Below are 17,871 nucleotides of genomic sequence, written 5' to 3'. Positions count from 1 at the left end.
GCGCGTGCGGGGGGTCATCCCCGCGGGCGCGGGGAGCAGTGCGACATGTTCGCCGCGTCGTTGAAGACGCCGGGGTCATCCCCGCGGGCGCGGGGAGCAGTCCAACGTCACTGGCGCCAGCAGCCCCCAGACGGGGTCATCCCCGCGGGCGCGGGGAGCAGTGGAAGCTCCCGACGCAGCTGCCGCTGTCGTGGGGGTCATCCCCGCGGGCGCGGGGAGCAGAGCAGCGTCCCGCGCTTAGACCGAAAGCCCAGGGGGTCATCCCCGCGGGCGCGGGGAGCAGATGTCAAGGGTTGACATCCCTCACCGGCTGCTGGGGTCATCCCCGCGGGCGCGGGGAGCAGACCACCGCGCGCAGCAGCGGGAGCACGGCCGGGGGGTCATCCCCGCGGGCGCGGGGAGCAGGGCCTGGACGAGTCCCTGCGGGACCTGTCCTCGGGGTCATCCCCGCGGGCGCGGGGAGCAGGCTTACTGACCTGCGACTCTATCCGGACGATGGGCCCTTTTTCAGCACTTCCATAGAATCCGGCAATCGGCATGTTTCTTGCCAAATCTATGCGTAGACCCCAACACTTGGGGTGGCAGGCCGACGACAGCGGCGCCGACAAGGATCGCGGCTCAGCGCCGCCGTGCCTGCCAGGAGCATCCGATGATGGCGAACTAGATGCTGAGCGCGGTGGAGTCCCCCTCGACGAGCCGGACTCCGACTGTGTGAAGGCTTTGTGCGATCTCCAGCGCTTCGGCGCGCAGCCTGGCCGGTGGAGAGCGTCGGTGCGCATGGCCTCCGTATCGGTCTGCAGACCAAGAGCGCGCAGGAGCCATCGATGAGCGCGCAGATCACCGAGCTGCTCGCGGGTTCGCGTGTCGCCTGCTCCCCCGCCGCCGACACCTGGCAGGTTGCGCCGGCGCAGACGCCATGACCCCTAATCAGGTGATTTGGCGATCAAGGTACTGTTCCCCCCGGGGTGTCAATCGCCCTGAAGGGGGACGCAGAGCATGGAACTGATTGCAGAGATAGCCGCATACCGGACGGGGACCGGGGATCCCAGACGCCTGGTCGGCGAGTTCCGGCGGGCTGTCCTACTCGCTCCCCTTGCCGAGGGTGCCGAGGACGTCGGGGGCGGGTTGATGTCGGCCGTCTCGGGTGGGATCCGCTGGTTCTACGCCTTCACGGACGAGGAGGCCCTGGCCCGGTTCGCGGAGGCCCGTGGGGAAGCCGGCCGTGAATGGCCCTACCTCGCCATCCTGGGTGCGCGGTTGGTCGATGCGGTTGTGCCCGAGGTGGACGGCCCGGCGGGGGTCGCCGTGAACGTGGCCGATGCGGACGGCTCGATGCTGTTCCCGCCCGTCGCGGGGATCGTCCCCGACGCCTGCGCCGTTGACATCGAAGCCGAGGACGAGTCCGCGGAGGTGGCCTGATGGCCGGCGATGGTGACCTTGAGGTATCCCCGCAGGCGGTTGCTGCGATCCAGAAGGGTCTGCGGGCGGCCATATCGGAGTTGCGGGAGTCGGGGGATGCGGCCGGGGCCTCGCAGGGGGCGGGGTTCGAGAACCTGTCGATGACCGCGATGGAGACCGGGCACGGCGCGTTGTCGAAGGACTTCGAGGACTTCTGCGAGCGCTGGGAGTGGGGCGTGCGCAGCCTGATCCAGAACGCCTCCGCCCTCGCCGGGAACCTTGGCATCGCCGCGGGGACGGTGTGGGAGGAGGAGCAGTACATCCACGGCACCTTCAAGGTGGCGGTCAACGCGGCGTACGGAAACCCGCACGCCAGCGAGGACGAGATCGAGAAGAAGTCCTGGGGGGACATCTTCAGCGCCGATGTCTACAAGCCGGACTACAGCAAGGAGTCCTTCGAGAAGGGCGCCGAGGACATCAAGCAGACCTGGTCCGACACCAAGGACACGGTGACCTCGTCCGGGAGGATCGGGTCGCTGAAGGACCTGCTGGAGCAGACGAAGGACAACGGGGGCGGTAACTGATGGGCTGGCGGGACGTCATACCGGACTCGATCGAGGACAAGGTCGAGAAGGGGGTCGAAAAGGTCGGCGACGCCATCGAGTGGACCGGTGACAAGACGGCCGACCTGGCGGAGGAGGTGGGCCTGGACGAGGCCGGCGACTGGATCCGCGACAAATCCCGTTCGGCCGCCAACCAGCTCGGCGCCGACGTCTCCGAGCTAGAACTCGGCCAGACCGAGGACCCCAAGAAGCTCGTCTACGGCAGCGTCTCCAAGATCCGCGCCCAGGTGTCGCACCTGAACGACTTCAAGGCTGCCTTCGAGTCGGTCGGCAACGGTCTGAAGACGATGACCCAGCCCGACGGCCTGAAGGGCAAGACCGCCGACACCTTCCGCGAGAAGGTCGCCAAGGAGCCGCCGCGCTGGTTCAAGGCTGCCGACGCCTTCGGCAAGGCCGCCGACGCGATGAATCGTTTCGCCGATACCGTCGAGTGGGCGCAGGGCAAGGCCAAGGAGGCCTTGGAGGACTACAACAAGGCCAAGAAGGCCTCCGAGGACGCTCGCACCGCGCACAACAAGCTCGTCAAGGAGTACAAGGAAGCCTACGAGGCGAAGAAGGAGCACCTGCCGCCCCGCCCGTCCGACGACTTCCACGATCCGGGCAAGGCCATGGCGCACGCCGCGCAGGAGAAGCTCGAAAGCGCCCGCAAGCAGCGCAACGAGGTCGCCGAGACCACCGCCGCAGCCGTCCGCGCTGCCCGCGACGCGGCCCCGCCCAAGCCCTCGTACACCCAGCAGCTCGGTGATGCCCATGAGTACTTCGTACTGGCCGGCACCCACCTCATCGGAGGCGTCGTCAAGGGCACGGCCGGCACCCTCAACTTCGCCCGCGCCCTCAACCCGCTCGACCTCTACAACCTCTCGCACCCCGCCGAGTACATGACGAACCTCAACTCGACGGCCGCGGGCCTGGTCACGATGGCCAACGACCCGTGGGGCGCGGGCAAGCAGATGCTCGACGAGTTCATGAAGGACCCCTCCGAGGGCATCGGCAAACTCATCCCCGAACTCATCGGCTCCAAGGGCGCCGGCGCCTTCAAGAAGCTCAGCTCCACCGCGAAACACCTGGATGAAGCTGCCGAGGCTGCACGTCTACGCAAACTGGCAGACGACGCCCCCGAGGGCACCCACGACACGCCGGACGGCGACCGCAAGGCCGGCGGCGACCCGGTGGACCTCGCCACCGGGCGGATGTTCCTGCCCCAGACCGACATCGAAGTGCCGGGCATCCTGCCGCTGGTGTTCACCCGCCGCACGGAGTCCGGTTGCGCGGTCGGCCGCTTCCTTGGGCGAGCTTGGACGTCCACGGTCGACGAGCGCCTGCAGGTCGACGCGGTCGGGATCCTCCACATCACCGCCGAGGGGCTGCTGATCCCTTACGCGCACCCGGTCCCCGGCGTGCCCACCCGGCCGGAGAGGGGCAGGGCCCGTACCCTGCTGGCCCGCGACGGCAACGGCGACTACACGGTCACCGACCCCGACAGCGGGCTCGTCTTCCACTTCGCCGCCCCGTTCGGCAGCGAACCGGGCGGCGACGGTGAAGCGTGGCTGTCCGGCATCAGCGAACGCAACGGCCACAGCATCACCATCGACCGTGACACGGACGGTCTGCCGTCGGCCCTCGTCCACTCGACGGGCCACCGTGTGAAGGTGTCGGTTACCGACGGCCTGGTCACCACCCTGTCTCTGGCCGGCGCGGGCGACGACGGCACGGACTTGCCCCTGATGGACTACGCCTACGAGAACGGCGACCTCACCGCGGTCACCAAGCCGTCAGGCGCCACCACAACCTTCGAGTACGACGACCGCAGCCGTGTCACCGCATGGATCGACTCCAACGGAAGCCGTTACGACTACGTCTACGACGACCGCGACCGCGTCGTCGCGGAGGGCGGCGAGGCCGGCCACGTCCAGATCACCCTGACGTACACCGACCCGGACCCGGAGACCGGACACCACACCACCACACTCACCACCGCCGACGGGCATGCGACCCGCCACCTCTTCGGACCCGGCTGCCGTCCCCTGGCCATCACGGACCCGCTCGGGCACACGACCCGCTTCACCTACGACGCACGCGGCAACCTGCTGACCCGCATGGACCCGCTGGGCCTCACCACCGCCTTCTCCTACGACGAGGAGGGGCGGCTCGTCCGCGCCGTCCGTCCCGACGGCAGTGAACTGCGCACCATCCGCGGTAAGTTCGGCCTGCCCACGGAGGTCTTCGCACCAGACGGCTCCCGCATGGTCCACGAGTACGACGAACGGGGCAACCGCACATCGGTCACCGACCAGGCCGGCTTCACCTCCCGCTACACCTACGACCACGCCGGCCGGCTCACCTCCATCACCGACGCCGGGGGTGCCACGACCCGCGTAGTGTGCGACGCGGCGGGACTGCCCGTGGAGGTGACCAACCCGGACGGCGCCATCACCCGCACGGAGCGGGACGCCTTCGGCCGACCGGTCCGCATCACCGATCCGGTGGGCAGTGTCACCCTGCTGGAGTGGCACGCCGACGGACAGCTCGCCCGGCGCACTGGTCCCGACGGCGCCGTGGAGTCGTGGACGTACGACGGCGAGGGCAACCTGCTCACCCGCACCGATGCGGCCGGTGGGGTCACCCGTTTCGAGTACACCCACTTCGACCTGCCGACATCCCGCACCGAATCCGACGGCGCACGCTACGAGTTCGAGCACGACGCCGCGCTGCGCCTCACCCGCGTCACCAATCCACACGGTCTGACCTGGACCTACGCATACGACGCGGCCGACAACATCGTCTCCGAGACCGACTTCGACGACCGCACCCTCACCTATCGGCTGGACGCCGCGGGCCGGCTGGCCGCCCGCGTCGACGCGCTCGGCGGAACCATCGCCTTCGAGCGCGACCGACTCGGCCAGGTGGTCCGCAAGGATGTCGACGGCCGGGTGACGACCTACGCGTATGACAGGGTCGGACGCCTGCTGGAGGCAGTCGGCCCGGACGGGGAACTGCGCTACCAGTACGACCGCCGCGGACTCACCAAGACCGAACTGGTCGACGGCCGACCCGTCACATACGCGTACGACGCGCTCGGCCGCCGCACGCGCCGCACCACCCCCACTGGCCACGTCACCTCCTATGCCTACGGGACCGACGGGCAGGCCCATCGCCTCACGACCGGCGGACACCGTGTCGAGTTCACCCACGACGCCGCCGGACGCGAGCTGGCCCGCGTCTTCGGCGACGCAATCACCGTGACCTCCGCCTGGGACGAGGCCGGACGGCTCTCCGAGCAGCACATCACCGCAGCAGGGCGCGCCGTCAACAGCCGCGCGTACGCCTACCGTGCCGACGGCCATCTCATATCCGTCGCGGACCGGCTGGCAGGCACGCGCAGCTTCGACCTCGACCGGGCGGGCCGGGTCACTGCCGTCCACGCACAGGGCTGGACGGAGCGCTACGCCTACGACGAGGCAGGCAACCAGACGTCGGCATCCTGGCCCTCCGGCCACCCCGGCGGCGAGGCCACCGGACCGCGCACGTACACGGGCACCACCATCACCCGCGCCGGCGGCGTCCGCTTCGAGTACGACGAGCTCGGCAGGGTCGTCCTGCGACAGAAGACGCGGCTCTCCCGCAAGCCCGACACCTGGCGCTACACCTGGGACACGGAGAACCGTCTCACCGCCGTGACCACCCCGGACGGGACCCGCTGGCGCTACCGCTACGACCCGCTCGGCCGCCGCACCGCGAAGCAGCGCCTGGCGGCCGACGGCGAGAGCGTGGTCGAGGAGGTCCGGTTCACCTGGGACGGCCTGACCCTGTGCGAACAGACCAGCCACCACCCGGACCAGCCGAACGCGGTCGCCCTCACCTGGGACCACCACGGCGACGTCCCGCTGGCCCAGACCGAGCGCATCCTCACGGCCGACGACCGCCAGGAGGAGATCGACCGCCGCTTCTTCGCCATCACCACGGACCTCATCGGCACTCCGACCGAGCTGATCGACCCCGAGTCCGGCGACATCGCGTGGCGCTCCCGGGCCACCCTGTGGGGCACCACAGCCTGGGCCCGCGACAGCAGCACCTACACCCCGCTCCGCTTCCCCGGCCAGTACCACGACCCTGAGACCGGTCTCCACTACAACTACTTCCGCCACTACGACCCCGAAACGGGCCGATACACCTCCCCGGACCCCCTCGGTCTGGCTCCAGCCCCCAACCCCGTCGCATACGTGGACAACCCCCACAGCCGGTGCGACCCGCTGGGGCTCATGCCGAAGTACACAAAGGAGGAAAAGGCCCAGAAGGCCAGGCAAGACGCCCTCAAGGCGATGGACGACATCATCGAGAGAGCGGAGGGGGGCAAAATCAAAAAAGCCGACAACTACCACGCGCACGAGCACGGCTTTAGCGAGGAACAGGTCATGTCGATTCTGAAGAAGCCGGACGCGGTGTACTACTCGTCGGCGGGTACAGGCAAACTGATCTTCCGCCAGGGAGAGGACATCGTGGTGGTGAGGGCTGACCGCATGGGGGCCGGCAACGTGATCACGGCATACGGCTCATCGGGCATCAAGGGACCGTCCGGGGTCACGGCGCTGGGCGGCTCACCCACCGATCCTGGTGGACCCATCACGCACGCAGACGTGGTGGAGGGCAGGATTCCAGGCAAGAACGGCTACCAGCCTCCCGCAGTGCAGGTTAGATGAGGTGGCATTCACCATGAGACTCACCCTGGACGGCGACTGGACCGCCGCGACGACGGGCGAACCGCTGGGCCTCACCCCGAGTTTCAATTTTCGGGACTTCTGCGTGCGCATCGTGCCGTACAAGAACGTGGATGAACGGGGGCAGTTCCTTATGAGCACTTTCGGCAGTGCGGCGTGGCTGTGGGACACCCCCGACGAGCTCCGGTTCGATCCCGTCAGCCGGGAACTGGTCGGAGCCGAATTCCAGATCGCCAGTGACGCCGCAACTGCCGACGACTGTGCCCGCGTTCCCGCCACACCTCTCGCCCAGCCGGGCGGCCTTCGCGCGGAAGAAGCCCGAGACTTCCGGCTGGAGGTGACCACTGAGCTGTGCCGCGCCCCGGGGGACACCGTGCTGACCTGTCTGCGGGACCTCGACGTGCTCGACGAGCCTCTGGAGGCCCGCATCTCGATCGCACCCGACGTGGCGCTCCTCGTCCAGCACGGCACCGTCGCCGGCTGGAGCCTCACGGATCCCGTGCGCTACCTGACCAGTGGGTTCGCCGACCCGGACCCGGCTCCTCCTGCCCCGGCCACCCGGCTCCTGTTCACCCAATGCCTGGACCTGATCACCACGTCGCTGCTCGACGAGGTAAGGGACCGGAACCCGGTCGCCCTCACCAGACTCCGGACGCTCGACCGCGCCCTGCGGCACCAGCGCGAGGACCGCCACCGGGCCGACGCCCTGCTCGCGTTCGTCGCTGAACTGGTCGAGGACTACGGGTGACCGTGGATCCCCACCCAGAGACGGATGATCGCTGGGCCCGTCTGACGGCAGCAGGGCTCACTGTGATCGCATCCTTCGATGGACGGCGGCCGGAGGTCGAGCGCGTCAGGGGGTTCGCCGAACGGCGGGACGCCCTCACTGAGCGTTTTCAGCGTGGCCACTGATCGGGTGACGCCGGTCAGGTCGAGGTGAGGGCCGCAACGCACAAAGCCCCCGTGCCGTTGAGAGAGGTGTTCGACGTCTCAACCCACCGGCACAGGAGCCCTTTTGGTTCCCTATCCTGCCGCACTCGACCTCCCTCACGCCCTGGTCGAGTGGGTCACCATGCTCATCGTCACCAGCGAGGGTGACCGACGGTGCAGACTCCCGCCGCACCAGCGTGCGCTCGTCGCTCTGGTGTACCTGCGCCGCCACGACACCCTCGCCCGGATCGCGGCCGGGTTCGGGATATCCGTCGGCACCGTCCACGCGTACGTCACCAGCGTGACCGGCCTGCTCGCCGAACGAACCCTGGCCTGCTCAAGACGCTGCGCGAGCACGATCCGGACTTCGTTCTCCTGGACGGCACTCTCTCCGAGTGCGACCGCGTCGGTGACAGCCGGGCGGACTACTCGGCCAAGCACCGCCGGCACGGCGTGAACGTCCAGGTCCTCACGGATCCGGCCGGCGAGCTGCTGTGGATCTCACCCGCCCTGCCGGGTCGCACCCACGATCTGACCGCAGCCCGCACCCATCGCATCATCCGGACCTGCGAACGCCAGGGCGTCCCTGTACTCGCCGACCGTGCCTACACCGGCGCAGGCCCCTGGGTCACCACTGGACTCAAACGGCCACCGGGCGGCGAACTCACCCTCACCCAGCGCACCGTCAACCGGGCCCTGGCCGCAGCCCGGGCAGCGGTCGAACGCGGCATGGCACGGCTGAAGTCTTGGCAGATCTTCCGCCGATCCCGCATCAGCCCGAACCGCATGACCGTCATCGCCAAAGCCATCCTCACCCTGGAGGGGCAACGCTGAAAACGCTCGGTGAGAGGGCGGGGCGTGGCCGCCTGCGCCCCCGCAGTTCGCAGTCAGCCCGCGCCGTGCCTGGCCAAATAGTCGGTGCAAGTGCGGTCCCATGCTCGGTGGACTCCGTTCGGACCATTCGTCATGCGATCTGGGCGCTCCCAACGGACGCTAGGGCCAGCAACCTAACTGCAGGTAGCTCGGGGTGTTGTCTCTGAGTGAGATGCACAGTGCGCGCGTCAGCAATAGGAACTGAGGAGGTTTTCGATGGGAAGCTTGGGAGCGGATGAGGCTGGCGAGGATCTGACGGTCGGCCGAACCAATAAAAGTGAGGAGCGGACGCTGCTCATGGCCATCAACGGGGATCCCGACGGCTACCAGACGGATTTCGTTCTATCGGTGGAGACCGAGAACATCCTGCTTCAGAAATTCAGCAACGGCGTAGACGGAATCCATGCGACGGGCTCCGTCGAATTCACTTCGGGCGGTGCCGCCGGCCTCCAATCAGCAGGAAATGGCATCGTAGGGCAGGGCCTCAATGGGGTTGTGGGGTACGTGCACTCTGCAGATCGCAACAGAAAGGAAGAGCGGCGGGTGCGCGCTGGCGTTCTCGGGGCAGGGGGCACCAATGCGATCGGCGTCTCCGGCCGCGGATCGATGGGCATTTTGGGGTACTCCCAAGAAACATCACCTGACCCCACATGGGAAACCCTTGATCGCTCGGGTGTTTGCGGACGCTCGCAAGGAATCGGCGTTCGTGGGAAGGGCGAAAACGGAGGCATCCAGGGGGTGGGCGCCGATCGAGCTTTCGGCGTGCAAGGGATCGGTAGCCCCGGCTTGCACGGATTTGGGGAAGAGGACGGCATTGGCGTCGTCGGCGAGGGCGAATCCGGTCCTGGCGTTTTCGGAGCCTCCCAGTTGGATAACGGCGGAGTTTTCGAATCACAGAAATCCGCGCAAATCCGGCTCCTTCCCAGAGGGATTGACATGGGCCCTCGCTTTGGACTTGCAGCACCCGAAGGTCATTTCTTCATCAAGGGCGAGAATCCATGCCCCCTCCCGAAGAGCGGTCGTATCGGAGAGCTTACGGCTGTTGTGGACAATCAGGGCCAGGGCACACTCTGGTTCTGCGTGAACAGTTCTGGAGAATCGGCCATCTGGGCGCAAGTACACCTTGGGGTAGGATTTCCCGGAACTGCATAGATGGTTACTCGGGTGGAACGGCCCGCTCTTGGATCATCCGGATCTGCGAACGCCAGGGCATCCCGGTCCTCGCCGACCGCGCCTACATGGGAGCCAGCCCATGGGTGACGACACCCCTCAGACGCCCACGGGCGGTGGCCTCACACCCACCCAGCGAACCGTCAACTGCGCGCTCTCGGCGGCACGAGCACCGGTTGAACGCGGCATCGCACGGATCAAGCCCTGGCGGATCTTCCGCAAAGCCCGATGCAGCCCGAATCGAATGTCGTCAATCGCCGCCGCCGTCCTCACCCTGGAGCGGCAACGCTGAAAGAGCTCACTGAACCCGTGCCTTCGGTCCGCTCCGATTCGCAAGGTTACGGACGTGACCAGCCAAGCCAGCTCTATGCCAACCGCTACGCTTCGTTGAGATTCCATCAGCACGAGGAACTTGACGTGACGATCGTCGCTGTCGCCCCCTTCGGTTCAAAGGTCGAAGTGGACGGGTCTGACGGCACATTCGGGTTCATCGACCAGGTGAAGCACCCGTCCTGGTGGGACGAGAGCGTCGCGCCACCCCACGCAGGCGACAAGCTCCACGTCTGCCTCCTCGACCCCACCCGCGAGCCGTATCCCCGTTTCAGCGCACTGCAGGACGACATCGACATCGCCCGACGCCTCCGCGGGGAGGCATGGCCGGAGCGCCTCGAAGCCTCCTCAGTATTCCTCCGGCAAAGGGAAGACCCCCGCCCAGCCAGCCTCGCGCGGGCCCCGTCCGGGACCGCCTACGGTCGGCAAGGACGGTCGGGGGTCGCGCCGAACCGCGTCTTCTGAATAGCCATCACGATCGTGGCTTCCGCGCGCGAATCCGTACGCGCAGCTTGTTCACCCGCGCCCGGGTGGCGGAGACGACGATCCGTCCTAAAACAGTGATCATGTCCCCGATGCGCCACGCCTTCCGATAGCTGACAGCCAGGACGAAGCGGGCCCCGGACGTGTCGGGGTGGCTGGGCCCCAGTATTCGCTCGGCGTCGGCAGCGACCCGTTCCCCCAACGTGATCGCTTCCTCGCTGCGCCCTGCATTCGAGTAGGCGGCTGCCAGGAGAGTGCGGGACCTGATGGTGTCGGCATGGGCCTCGCCCCGGAGCCGCTCGCGCGCGGCGGCGACTCGCTCCAACAGGGGGATGGCTTCCTCGGAGCGCCCCACCCTCATGTATGAGACGGCCAAGTCCTCGCGGGCCGCGATGGCACGGGGATGGTCCTCGCCCAACCGCCGCTCCGTGTCGGCGATGCCTCGCTCCAAAAGGGGGATGGCTTCTTCGGCGCGCCCCACCTGCCGGTAGAGGGCAGCCTGGTTGTCCCGGGCTGTGAGAGTGAGCGGATGGTGGGGCCCCACTACACGCTCAGCGTCAGCTACGGCCCGCTCCATCAGGGTGATGGCTTCATCGGAGCGCCCCACATCCTGGTAGGCGGCGGCCAGGTTGGCGCGGGCCGCAATGGTCTCGGGATTGTCCCCGCCCAATACACGCTCAGAATCAGCAAGGGCCCGCTCCCCCAGGGTGACGGCTTCCTCGGCGCGCCCCACCCCCCAGTAGGAGTTAGCCAGGCCGTCGTTGGCGGCCAGGGTGTCGGGATGGTCCCCGCCCAGCAGCCGCTCGTGGTCGAGGGCAACGCGCTCCATCAAGGCGACCGCTTTTTTGGTGCGCCCCACAGACTGGTACGCGATGGCCAGGATGCGGCGGATGGACACGGTGCCTGGATCATCCTCACCCAGCAGCCGCTCACGCGCGGCGGCGACCCGCTCCCCAAGAGCAATCGCATCCCGGGCGCGCCCCATCCCCAGGTAGCGAAAGGCCAGGTTGGCATGGGTATCAACGATGCCCAGGGCGTCCTCCCCCCAGAGCCGCTCGGCGTCGGCGGCAACCTGCTCTCCAAGGACAACCGCGTCCCTGGCACGCCCCGCCGTCGAGTAGCAGTCGGCCAGGGTGCTGCGGGCGGTCACGGTATGGGGTTGTTCCTCGCCGAGCAGCCGCTGGGCGTCGGCGGCAACCTGCTCCGCCAAGGTGACCGCTTCCTCCACGCGCCACGCCCGCCGGTAAGCCTGGGCCAGGAAGCCGCGGGTAACCACGGTGCTGGGATGCTCGTCGCCCAACAGCCGCTCGGCGTCAACGGCAAGCCGCTGCCAGTGGATGACCGCGGTGGCGTACGCGCCTGCGTCCAAGAGACTTTGCCCCGCTCTGTACAGGACCGGGTGGAGGTCGGGCTGCCGCAGCGGGCGGCCGGCCACGGCAGCCAGGGTGTCGGTGTTGGCCCGAAGTACGGCAGCAAGGTCGCGATCGGTGTGGTCCTTTTCGGGCCAGATCGCGGCCAGGGCGTCTGCGGCCGCCGTCGCGGCTGCGGCGAGCGCGGGTGCGGGGGCGCTTTCGCGGGCAGCGCGAGCGGTCAGTGCGTGGATGCGCACCGCGCGCGCGTCGTCCCGGGAGTCGCAGGTGATCAGGCTGTAATGGTGCAGCAGCCGCAGTGCTGCCCCGGCCTGTTGCGCGAAGACCTCGGCCTGCTCCGAGGGTGCGGGGGGTGGGGTGCGGTGGGCTGCCAGGTAGTCGGTGACAGCGGCTTCGGCCCACAGAATCAAGGGGTGTCCGGCCGGGTCAAGGTGGGCGGCCAGCCAGAGGGCCGGTGTGGCCAGGCCCACCGGGTCACGGCGCTGGACAGCGTCCAGGGACAGCAGCAGGGCTGCGGCTACCGGCCGGCCATAGCCCTCGGTATCAGCCCCCGGGGGCAGCAGCGACTCCAGGCGGGAACGCTGGTCGGTGAACAGCTGGAGATAGTGCTCGCAGGGCACGTCCTCGTTGATCATGTAGGCAGCTGCGTGTGACAGAGCAAGCGGCAAGTGCCCCAGCTCGCGCAGCAGGTCCGGGGCCGGTGAATCCAGCAGATGGTCCATGTGCGCGTCGGAGAACCGGTTGCGCAGGTAGGCGATGGCTTCGGCCGGGGTGTAGGTCTCGACTTCGATGACCGCCCGGCCGCCCCCCGACAGCAACGCGTCCCGGCGCCGGGTAGTGGCCAGTACCCGGCCGCCTCCGGTAGGCGAGGACGGCGGCCACCACGGTTCGATGCTCTCCATGTCGGTGACGTCATCGAGCACGATCAGCCAAGAGCGCGAGGTGACGGCCAGCCAGTCCCGAAAGGCGCGCGCATCGTTCTCGGCGTCCTGCCCCAGTGCGCCGTCCGCCTGTACGCGGAGCGCGGCGGCAGCGTAGCCGGTGACGACCTGCGCCAGCTCGGCGGCGTTCACCCACACCACCACCTCGGTGCCATCGGCCAGAGCCTGGTGGGCGCAGACGCCGGCCAGCTGAGACTTGCCCACCCCGCCGCCGCCGGAGAGCACAACCGAGGTGTGCTCGGCCCAGGCCTGGTCGATCCAGCCACGCAGGCCTGGGCGGGGCTGGAAGGCGGAGGCCAGGGTCGGCACGGCGCCCCCTCGCACCGGCCAGACCACCGGGGGGCGCGGCGCGGCGTGATATTCGACCCGGTTGATGCGATCGGCGGAGATCGAGTGGTGCTGCGCAAGGATCAACTTTTGCGCGGTGATGTGCGAAGCGGGGTTGGCGCCGGGCGCGGTCAGTTCTTGTCCGGGCCCGGCGAGGGAGGGTTTCCGATGGTCACGTCGCCCATCTTCACGGCGGCCGCTCCATGGTGCTGGGCCTGGATGTACACGTCGCGGCCGATGGCGATGCCCTCGTCCGCGGCCGAGACACCGCTGTTGGCCTGCGAGGCCAGCGCCACCATCTCACGCAGCTGGGCGGCGGCCTGTTCACGGCTGTCCTCGTCCAAGTCCTCCATCAAGTCCTGGAAACGGGTCTGCCAAGCGGCCACTGCGGCGTCCCGTACCCGCTCGGCCGCGCCAGCGTCGGCGCTCTCCAGCTCGGTTGCCGTACGGTCCAGCCTGTCCAGCGCTGCTTCCTGGGCCGCCTCTGGCGCAGGGCCACGGCCGAAGACGCGGGCCACCCGCTCCCGGAAGCTCTGCCAGGCATCCGTGCCGGCCGCCTGTGCCACCGCTACCCCGGCCGCCGAAGCCAGGGAAATCAACGCCTGATCCAACATGCCGCCCCCGTGCCCCGAGTAAAGGGTGAAAACGCCCGTTCCGGCATGGGCAGCATACTGCGGGCGCGGCCGCATGGACCGGTCCTTCGCGCTATCGCAACGCCCGGCTGCGCTACAACCCGAGCTTGCCAAGCGCCGCATCCGCGTCCGCGTCTACCAAGACATCGTTTCGCATGGGCGGAGTGGTGAGCCCGTCCCGTCAGAGACCCGACGGGTGGCTGGAAAGCCAATCGGCATGCCTATCGCGCGTCCGATCCCGTTCCTCGGGCGTAGCAAGGAAGACATCGGCGCCACCGTCGTAGGGGTGGTAGATGCGGCGCATCTGAGTGTCGGTGACGAGGACTCCCGCCACCTTGTCGTCCGCGATGTCACGAAGCACATCGTCGAGGCAGCCGTATCGCCAGGGCCGGTGGGCGGCGAAGAGGTGGCAGTAGGTACGGAACTCCGGGTCGGGATCGTCCTCCACCAGCAAACTCTGCCAGTAGCCGGCGTCAGGCCGGCATGGCGGAACCTCGGCTTCGGCCGCCCAAGCCGGGGTGATCACGTAGACATCCCCACCGGCGAACAACTCATCGAGGACGGTGTTGTACCGCTCCAGGAGGACGGCGTATTCGCTCTCGTCCTCTGCGTACCGCTTCGACCCCGGCAGGCTGTGGAAGCGCACCCAGAGGTCCCGGTACGGGTCGCGGAGCTTGTACCCGACCGGAGGACAGTCGGGCCAGTGCTGCTGCCACAGCTCGGTCAAAGCCGCTTGTACGCCTCCAGACACCTGCCGCACCCGTCCTCGCGCCATCGGCTCCCGCTGACGACCATGATGCCCGGCACCCAGTCACCCACAGAAACGACTTCTGAGACAGGTCGAGCCGCTTGTCCATATCCAGGCGGAACGTGCCGTAGAGGTTGATGTTCGACCAGAACAGCGCAGTCGGGCCGCGCCGGTCCTCGTCCGACAGGCTCTTCGCCCAAGCCGGTTCGGCGAGGACCTGCTGGAGCAGCAGCGTGTGGCATTCACCGTTCTCCAACATCACGGCGAGAGGAGGACCGGTCGCGGCATCGGTGTCGTCGGCGGCGAGAGACCGGTCGAGGTGCCCGACGGCGGGCCCCGCAGCCGTACGTCTTCGCTGTCCGGCCGACCCTCATACAGCACGTCCGGCCGGGGTCCGGCCGTGAAGTCGATACCGGAGCGGCGTGGGAGAGAATCGGGCTCCTCTCACAACCGAAGCCGTTGGGCGGCCCCTGGACCGGCGGAATCCGCCCTGCGCAGCGTCCTGCCGGGTGCGGGCCGGGCCATCGAGTCGCGCTCTGCCCTGCATTCAGGGCCGCCAGCACGTCGGCGAGCGCCTGTGGCAGTTCACCTTCCGTGGCGCGCGGGCCCGTCTGGATTCCTTCTTCCGCATGCTCCGTCTGGTGCTGACGGTAGCCAGCGCGCGTCACCCCTCCGTCATCGGTGAGCGGGTGGGTCGGGCGGCAAAGCACTCCGTCCATGCTCGGCCATCTCACGAAGTCCGCTGGACGCGCATGGGGGTGCCGGGAAGTTCAGGCTCGCGGCCCTACCGTCGGCTACTCTCCGGCATACCGGGAGACGCTCAGTACGGTGAACGCTGAGCAGTTGACATCAAGGCGCCTCCGGTTGGAATCTGAAAGCAAGAACACATCCCCCAAGCATTACCCGAATTGACGGTGCGGCAGCAGCTCGACGTGTCGGGGGCTGGCCATTCTGCTGAACAGCGCGGCAGTCGCACGTTTCGCACAGATGTGCAGTTCCCATAGAGGGAGGCATGATGCCTCACGTCGCCGTCAATCTCATCTACGTCGGGTGGGAGAATTTCACCGACACTGACAAGGCAGTGGTCAACGCGGCCTGCTGGGCAACCCGCCAAACGTATTGGCAGGTCGGGTTCGACATCTTCGGCTTCGACGCCTACTCGATCTCGGTGGCCGATGCCCAAGGATATGCATACATCGACAGCGACGCGGAAGCGACGTGGTTGACGTCCGACTACACGATCCCCGGTAGATCCGTCGACGTCTTCCTCGTGAAGGGGTATGCGACTTCGACAGCCGGCCTCTCACCAGTCCCCGGCCCGTGCAACAAGTACCTGACGTACCCGTCTATGACCGGCTCGGTCGTGGAGCTCATCGGAGCCGGTACCAACGTCGCCATGCCACACGAGATCGGGCACTATCTGGGTCTCCATGACGATTACAGCGATCCGACCAACTTGATGTACTACACCGTGTCGTCCGGCGGCCCGAGCGGTCTCCCTGTCCTCACCTTCGCTCAAGGCGCCCAAATGGCCCAGCACTGCTTCACGAGCCTGCCGTGAGGAGCTGACCGTCATGCTGTATCTCGACATCCCTCCCACGCAGTTGCAGCGCGATGCTCTGGCAGCCGCGCTACGGGGCGCCGCCGCGGCGATGACCGCAGAGGAGGCCATGAGCGTCCTGTCGAATGTCGCAGTCGAGCTGCCGGGACGTGACGACCTCTTGGAGGATGCCGTGGCCTCCAGCGACGTTGCCGACGCTGTCCGCGGTGCCGCCCTCAGTACCCTCGCCAGGACGGCACCCACACGCGCCGTCACAGCGGCTCGCAACGTGCGCGATCCGGGTGAGCAGGTCGTCCTGGCTGCACTCACGGCCCTGGGGCGGCTGGGCGAACCGTCAGACACAGGGAAGGTCGCGGGGCTCGCCGATGCCCCTGAGACGAGCCCGGTGGTGGTCAGCCGGGCCAGGTTTGCCCGGGCGCTGATCGCACACCGGTTCGGGCTGCGGGGGCAAGAAGAGCCGACACCGCTCGCTCTGCTGTCCGACCCGGGTTCGGCCGGTGAGCCCTTCGTGTCGACTGAGACCGGCGCGACGCGTGCATCCGTCACTCTCGCGGCGGTGCGCGACTGGGCGCCCGAAGTCTCTGCGGAGTCCCACGTCGTTCTGGACATCACCTGCGGGAAGCAACCTACCCACCTTGTTCTCCGTCGCGACCTTCTGGATGCCCAGAGCCAAAAACGTCTGCTGTCTGCTCCCGCAGTGCTCGGCTACGTCGTGAGCCCGAATCCGCAGAACGGCACTCTGGAGAACGGCACTCTGGGCGTCGCTCTTCTCATCCTCTACCAGCCCTCTGCGAACGGTGTTGCCCTGCGGGTGACCCGGACCACCGGTGAACCGGTGTACGCCGGCACGATGGAACACACGGCTGACGCCGGTCTGTCCGCAGACCTGTACGCCGTCCACCGCCCAGGCGCTCCCGCCGGCCGCATCCGCGGTCTTGTATCCGAAAAGGGGGTCGAGGTCTTCGGTCGTTCCACTCGTACCGCTGCGGTCCCCAAGCGCGTGCCCGAACGACGCCCCGAGGGCGACCCGAGCAATACCTTCGTACAGCCCCTGGAGCAGCACCACGACAAACCGCCGTACGCCGAAGAATGAACAAGGTCGCTACCGCACGAATGCGAGAGGCTATCGCTTCGACATTGTCCGAGCAAACGCTTCGACATTGTCCGAGCAAAAAGGGCTCCCAGCGGCGATCAGCACACCGCGCTTCCTGAGGTAGGGGCCCATGAACGACCACGGCAGGTCGAGCTGCCAAGGCGTGGCGGCCTCGCCCAGTCGTACACCCTGAAACGCGGCGCCGTCTGCCCGTGGTAGGAGACGAATGCGTCGGGCCCGAGGGCCGCCCGGTTCATGGCCGTCAGGTGCAGGTGGTCGTCGACGTTGCCGCCGGGCAGATCCGGGCAGATGACCTCCCAGCCCAGGGAGGTGCCCGTCGCAAAGGCCCGCCTGAATCCCTCGTTGTAGAAGAAGCCGTAGCCGACGCCCCCGCCCGCCGCTTCCTCCTCGCCCTGTAGGTCGAGCCCGAGCCGATCGGCCAGGGCGGACACCATGCGCTCGCGGTCGTCGATGTCTCCCGGGTGAGTCCTCACCAAATGGAGCTTGCTCAGCAAAAACGCCCGCCGGGCGGCTTCCGCGTCCTCGTCGGGGTACACCACGGTGATACGGGCGAACTTCTCGCGCTCGTCCGCCGGCTCTCCGGGCATGTCGGGTCCGACGATGCGGAACGGCGCGGAGACTTCGGGATGGGTGGTGGTCATGGGAGATTCACCTGT

General features: G+C 67.9%; 12 protein-coding genes, 2 pseudogenes and 1 CRISPR repeat array (1 of these 15 running past the window's edge). Of the genes and pseudogenes, 10 read left to right on the top strand and 4 right to left on the bottom strand.

The window, feature by feature from the left end; all coding sequences use genetic code 11:
* Positions 1-466: direct repeats of the CRISPR family, unit length 29 nt; unit sequence GGGGTCATCCCCGCGGGCGCGGGGAGCAG (it extends 51 nt beyond the left edge of the window).
* 530 nt (positions 467-996) lie between these two features.
* The 8 genes and pseudogenes from ABZ128_RS09990 (at position 997) to ABZ128_RS09955 (ending at position 10,504) form a co-directional block, all read left to right on the top strand.
* Positions 997-1,419: a hypothetical protein gene (locus tag ABZ128_RS09990; RefSeq protein ID WP_356847283.1), complete on the top strand. Its 423-nt coding sequence runs from the start codon at positions 997-999 to the stop codon at positions 1,417-1,419.
* Positions 1,419-1,982, top strand: a complete 564-nt coding sequence (locus ABZ128_RS09985; protein WP_356847282.1) for a hypothetical protein — start codon at positions 1,419-1,421, stop codon at positions 1,980-1,982. Before ABZ128_RS09990 ends, ABZ128_RS09985 begins: the two co-directional genes overlap by 1 nt.
* Positions 1,982-6,718 (top strand): putative T7SS-secreted protein, encoded by a 4,737-nt coding sequence (locus ABZ128_RS09980; RefSeq protein WP_356847281.1) that lies wholly within the window; start codon positions 1,982-1,984, stop codon positions 6,716-6,718. The genes ABZ128_RS09985 and ABZ128_RS09980 overlap by 1 nt, the downstream gene beginning before the upstream one ends.
* 13 nt (positions 6,719-6,731) lie before the next feature.
* Positions 6,732-7,484: a hypothetical protein gene (locus ABZ128_RS09975; RefSeq protein ID WP_356847280.1), complete on the top strand. Its 753-nt coding sequence runs from the start codon at positions 6,732-6,734 to the stop codon at positions 7,482-7,484.
* A 267-nt stretch (positions 7,485-7,751) separates the two neighbouring features.
* Positions 7,752-8,500 (top strand): annotated as a pseudogene (locus tag ABZ128_RS09970) (transposase family protein).
* A 255-nt stretch (positions 8,501-8,755) separates the two neighbouring features.
* Positions 8,756-9,691 (top strand): hypothetical protein, encoded by a 936-nt coding sequence (locus tag ABZ128_RS09965; RefSeq protein WP_356847426.1) that lies wholly within the window; start codon positions 8,756-8,758, stop codon positions 9,689-9,691.
* A 32-nt stretch (positions 9,692-9,723) separates the two neighbouring features.
* A pseudogene (locus ABZ128_RS09960) lies at positions 9,724-10,001 on the top strand (transposase family protein); the annotation flags it as partial.
* Between the two features lie 125 nt (positions 10,002-10,126).
* Entirely contained in the window at positions 10,127-10,504 is a 378-nt protein-coding gene (locus ABZ128_RS09955) for a hypothetical protein (RefSeq protein WP_356847279.1), read from the top strand.
* Positions 10,505-10,511: 7 nt separating this feature from the next.
* Here the strand turns inward: ABZ128_RS09955 and fxsT are convergent, their stop codons facing one another.
* The 3 genes from fxsT to ABZ128_RS09940 form a co-directional block, all read right to left on the bottom strand.
* Positions 10,512-13,247, bottom strand: coding sequence for an FxSxx-COOH system tetratricopeptide repeat protein (fxsT, locus tag ABZ128_RS09950; protein WP_356847277.1), 2,736 nt, complete (start codon positions 13,245-13,247; stop codon positions 10,512-10,514).
* A 44-nt stretch (positions 13,248-13,291) separates the two neighbouring features.
* A complete protein-coding gene (locus tag ABZ128_RS09945; RefSeq protein ID WP_356847276.1) occupies positions 13,292-13,849 on the bottom strand; it encodes a hypothetical protein in 558 nt (185 codons plus the stop codon).
* 124 nt (positions 13,850-13,973) lie between these two features.
* Positions 13,974-14,519 (bottom strand): hypothetical protein, encoded by a 546-nt coding sequence (locus ABZ128_RS09940; protein ID WP_356847275.1) that lies wholly within the window; start codon positions 14,517-14,519, stop codon positions 13,974-13,976.
* A 1,033-nt stretch (positions 14,520-15,552) separates the two neighbouring features.
* Here ABZ128_RS09940 and ABZ128_RS09935 point away from each other — a divergent pair.
* Entirely contained in the window at positions 15,553-16,101 is a 549-nt protein-coding gene (locus ABZ128_RS09935) for a hypothetical protein (RefSeq protein ID WP_356847273.1), read from the top strand.
* Positions 16,102-16,114: 13 nt separating this feature from the next.
* Positions 16,115-17,194 carry a HEAT repeat domain-containing protein gene (locus ABZ128_RS09930; protein ID WP_356847272.1) on the top strand — a complete coding sequence of 360 codons (1,080 nt, stop codon included), beginning with the start codon at positions 16,115-16,117 and terminating at the stop codon, positions 17,192-17,194.
* Positions 17,195-17,292: 98 nt separating this feature from the next.
* Here ABZ128_RS09930 and ABZ128_RS09925 read toward each other — a convergent pair whose 3' ends face one another.
* Positions 17,293-17,856: a hypothetical protein gene (locus tag ABZ128_RS09925; protein WP_356847270.1), complete on the bottom strand. Its 564-nt coding sequence runs from the start codon at positions 17,854-17,856 to the stop codon at positions 17,293-17,295.
* Positions 17,857-17,871: the final 15 nt, after the last annotated feature.

This window comes from Streptomyces sp. NPDC006326 (genome assembly GCF_040612915.1).
Classification (GTDB): Bacteria; Actinomycetota; Actinomycetes; order Streptomycetales; family Streptomycetaceae; genus Streptomyces.
The sequence above is the reverse complement of the archived record's forward strand: the minus strand, read 5'-3'. Positions and strand labels throughout refer to the sequence as shown.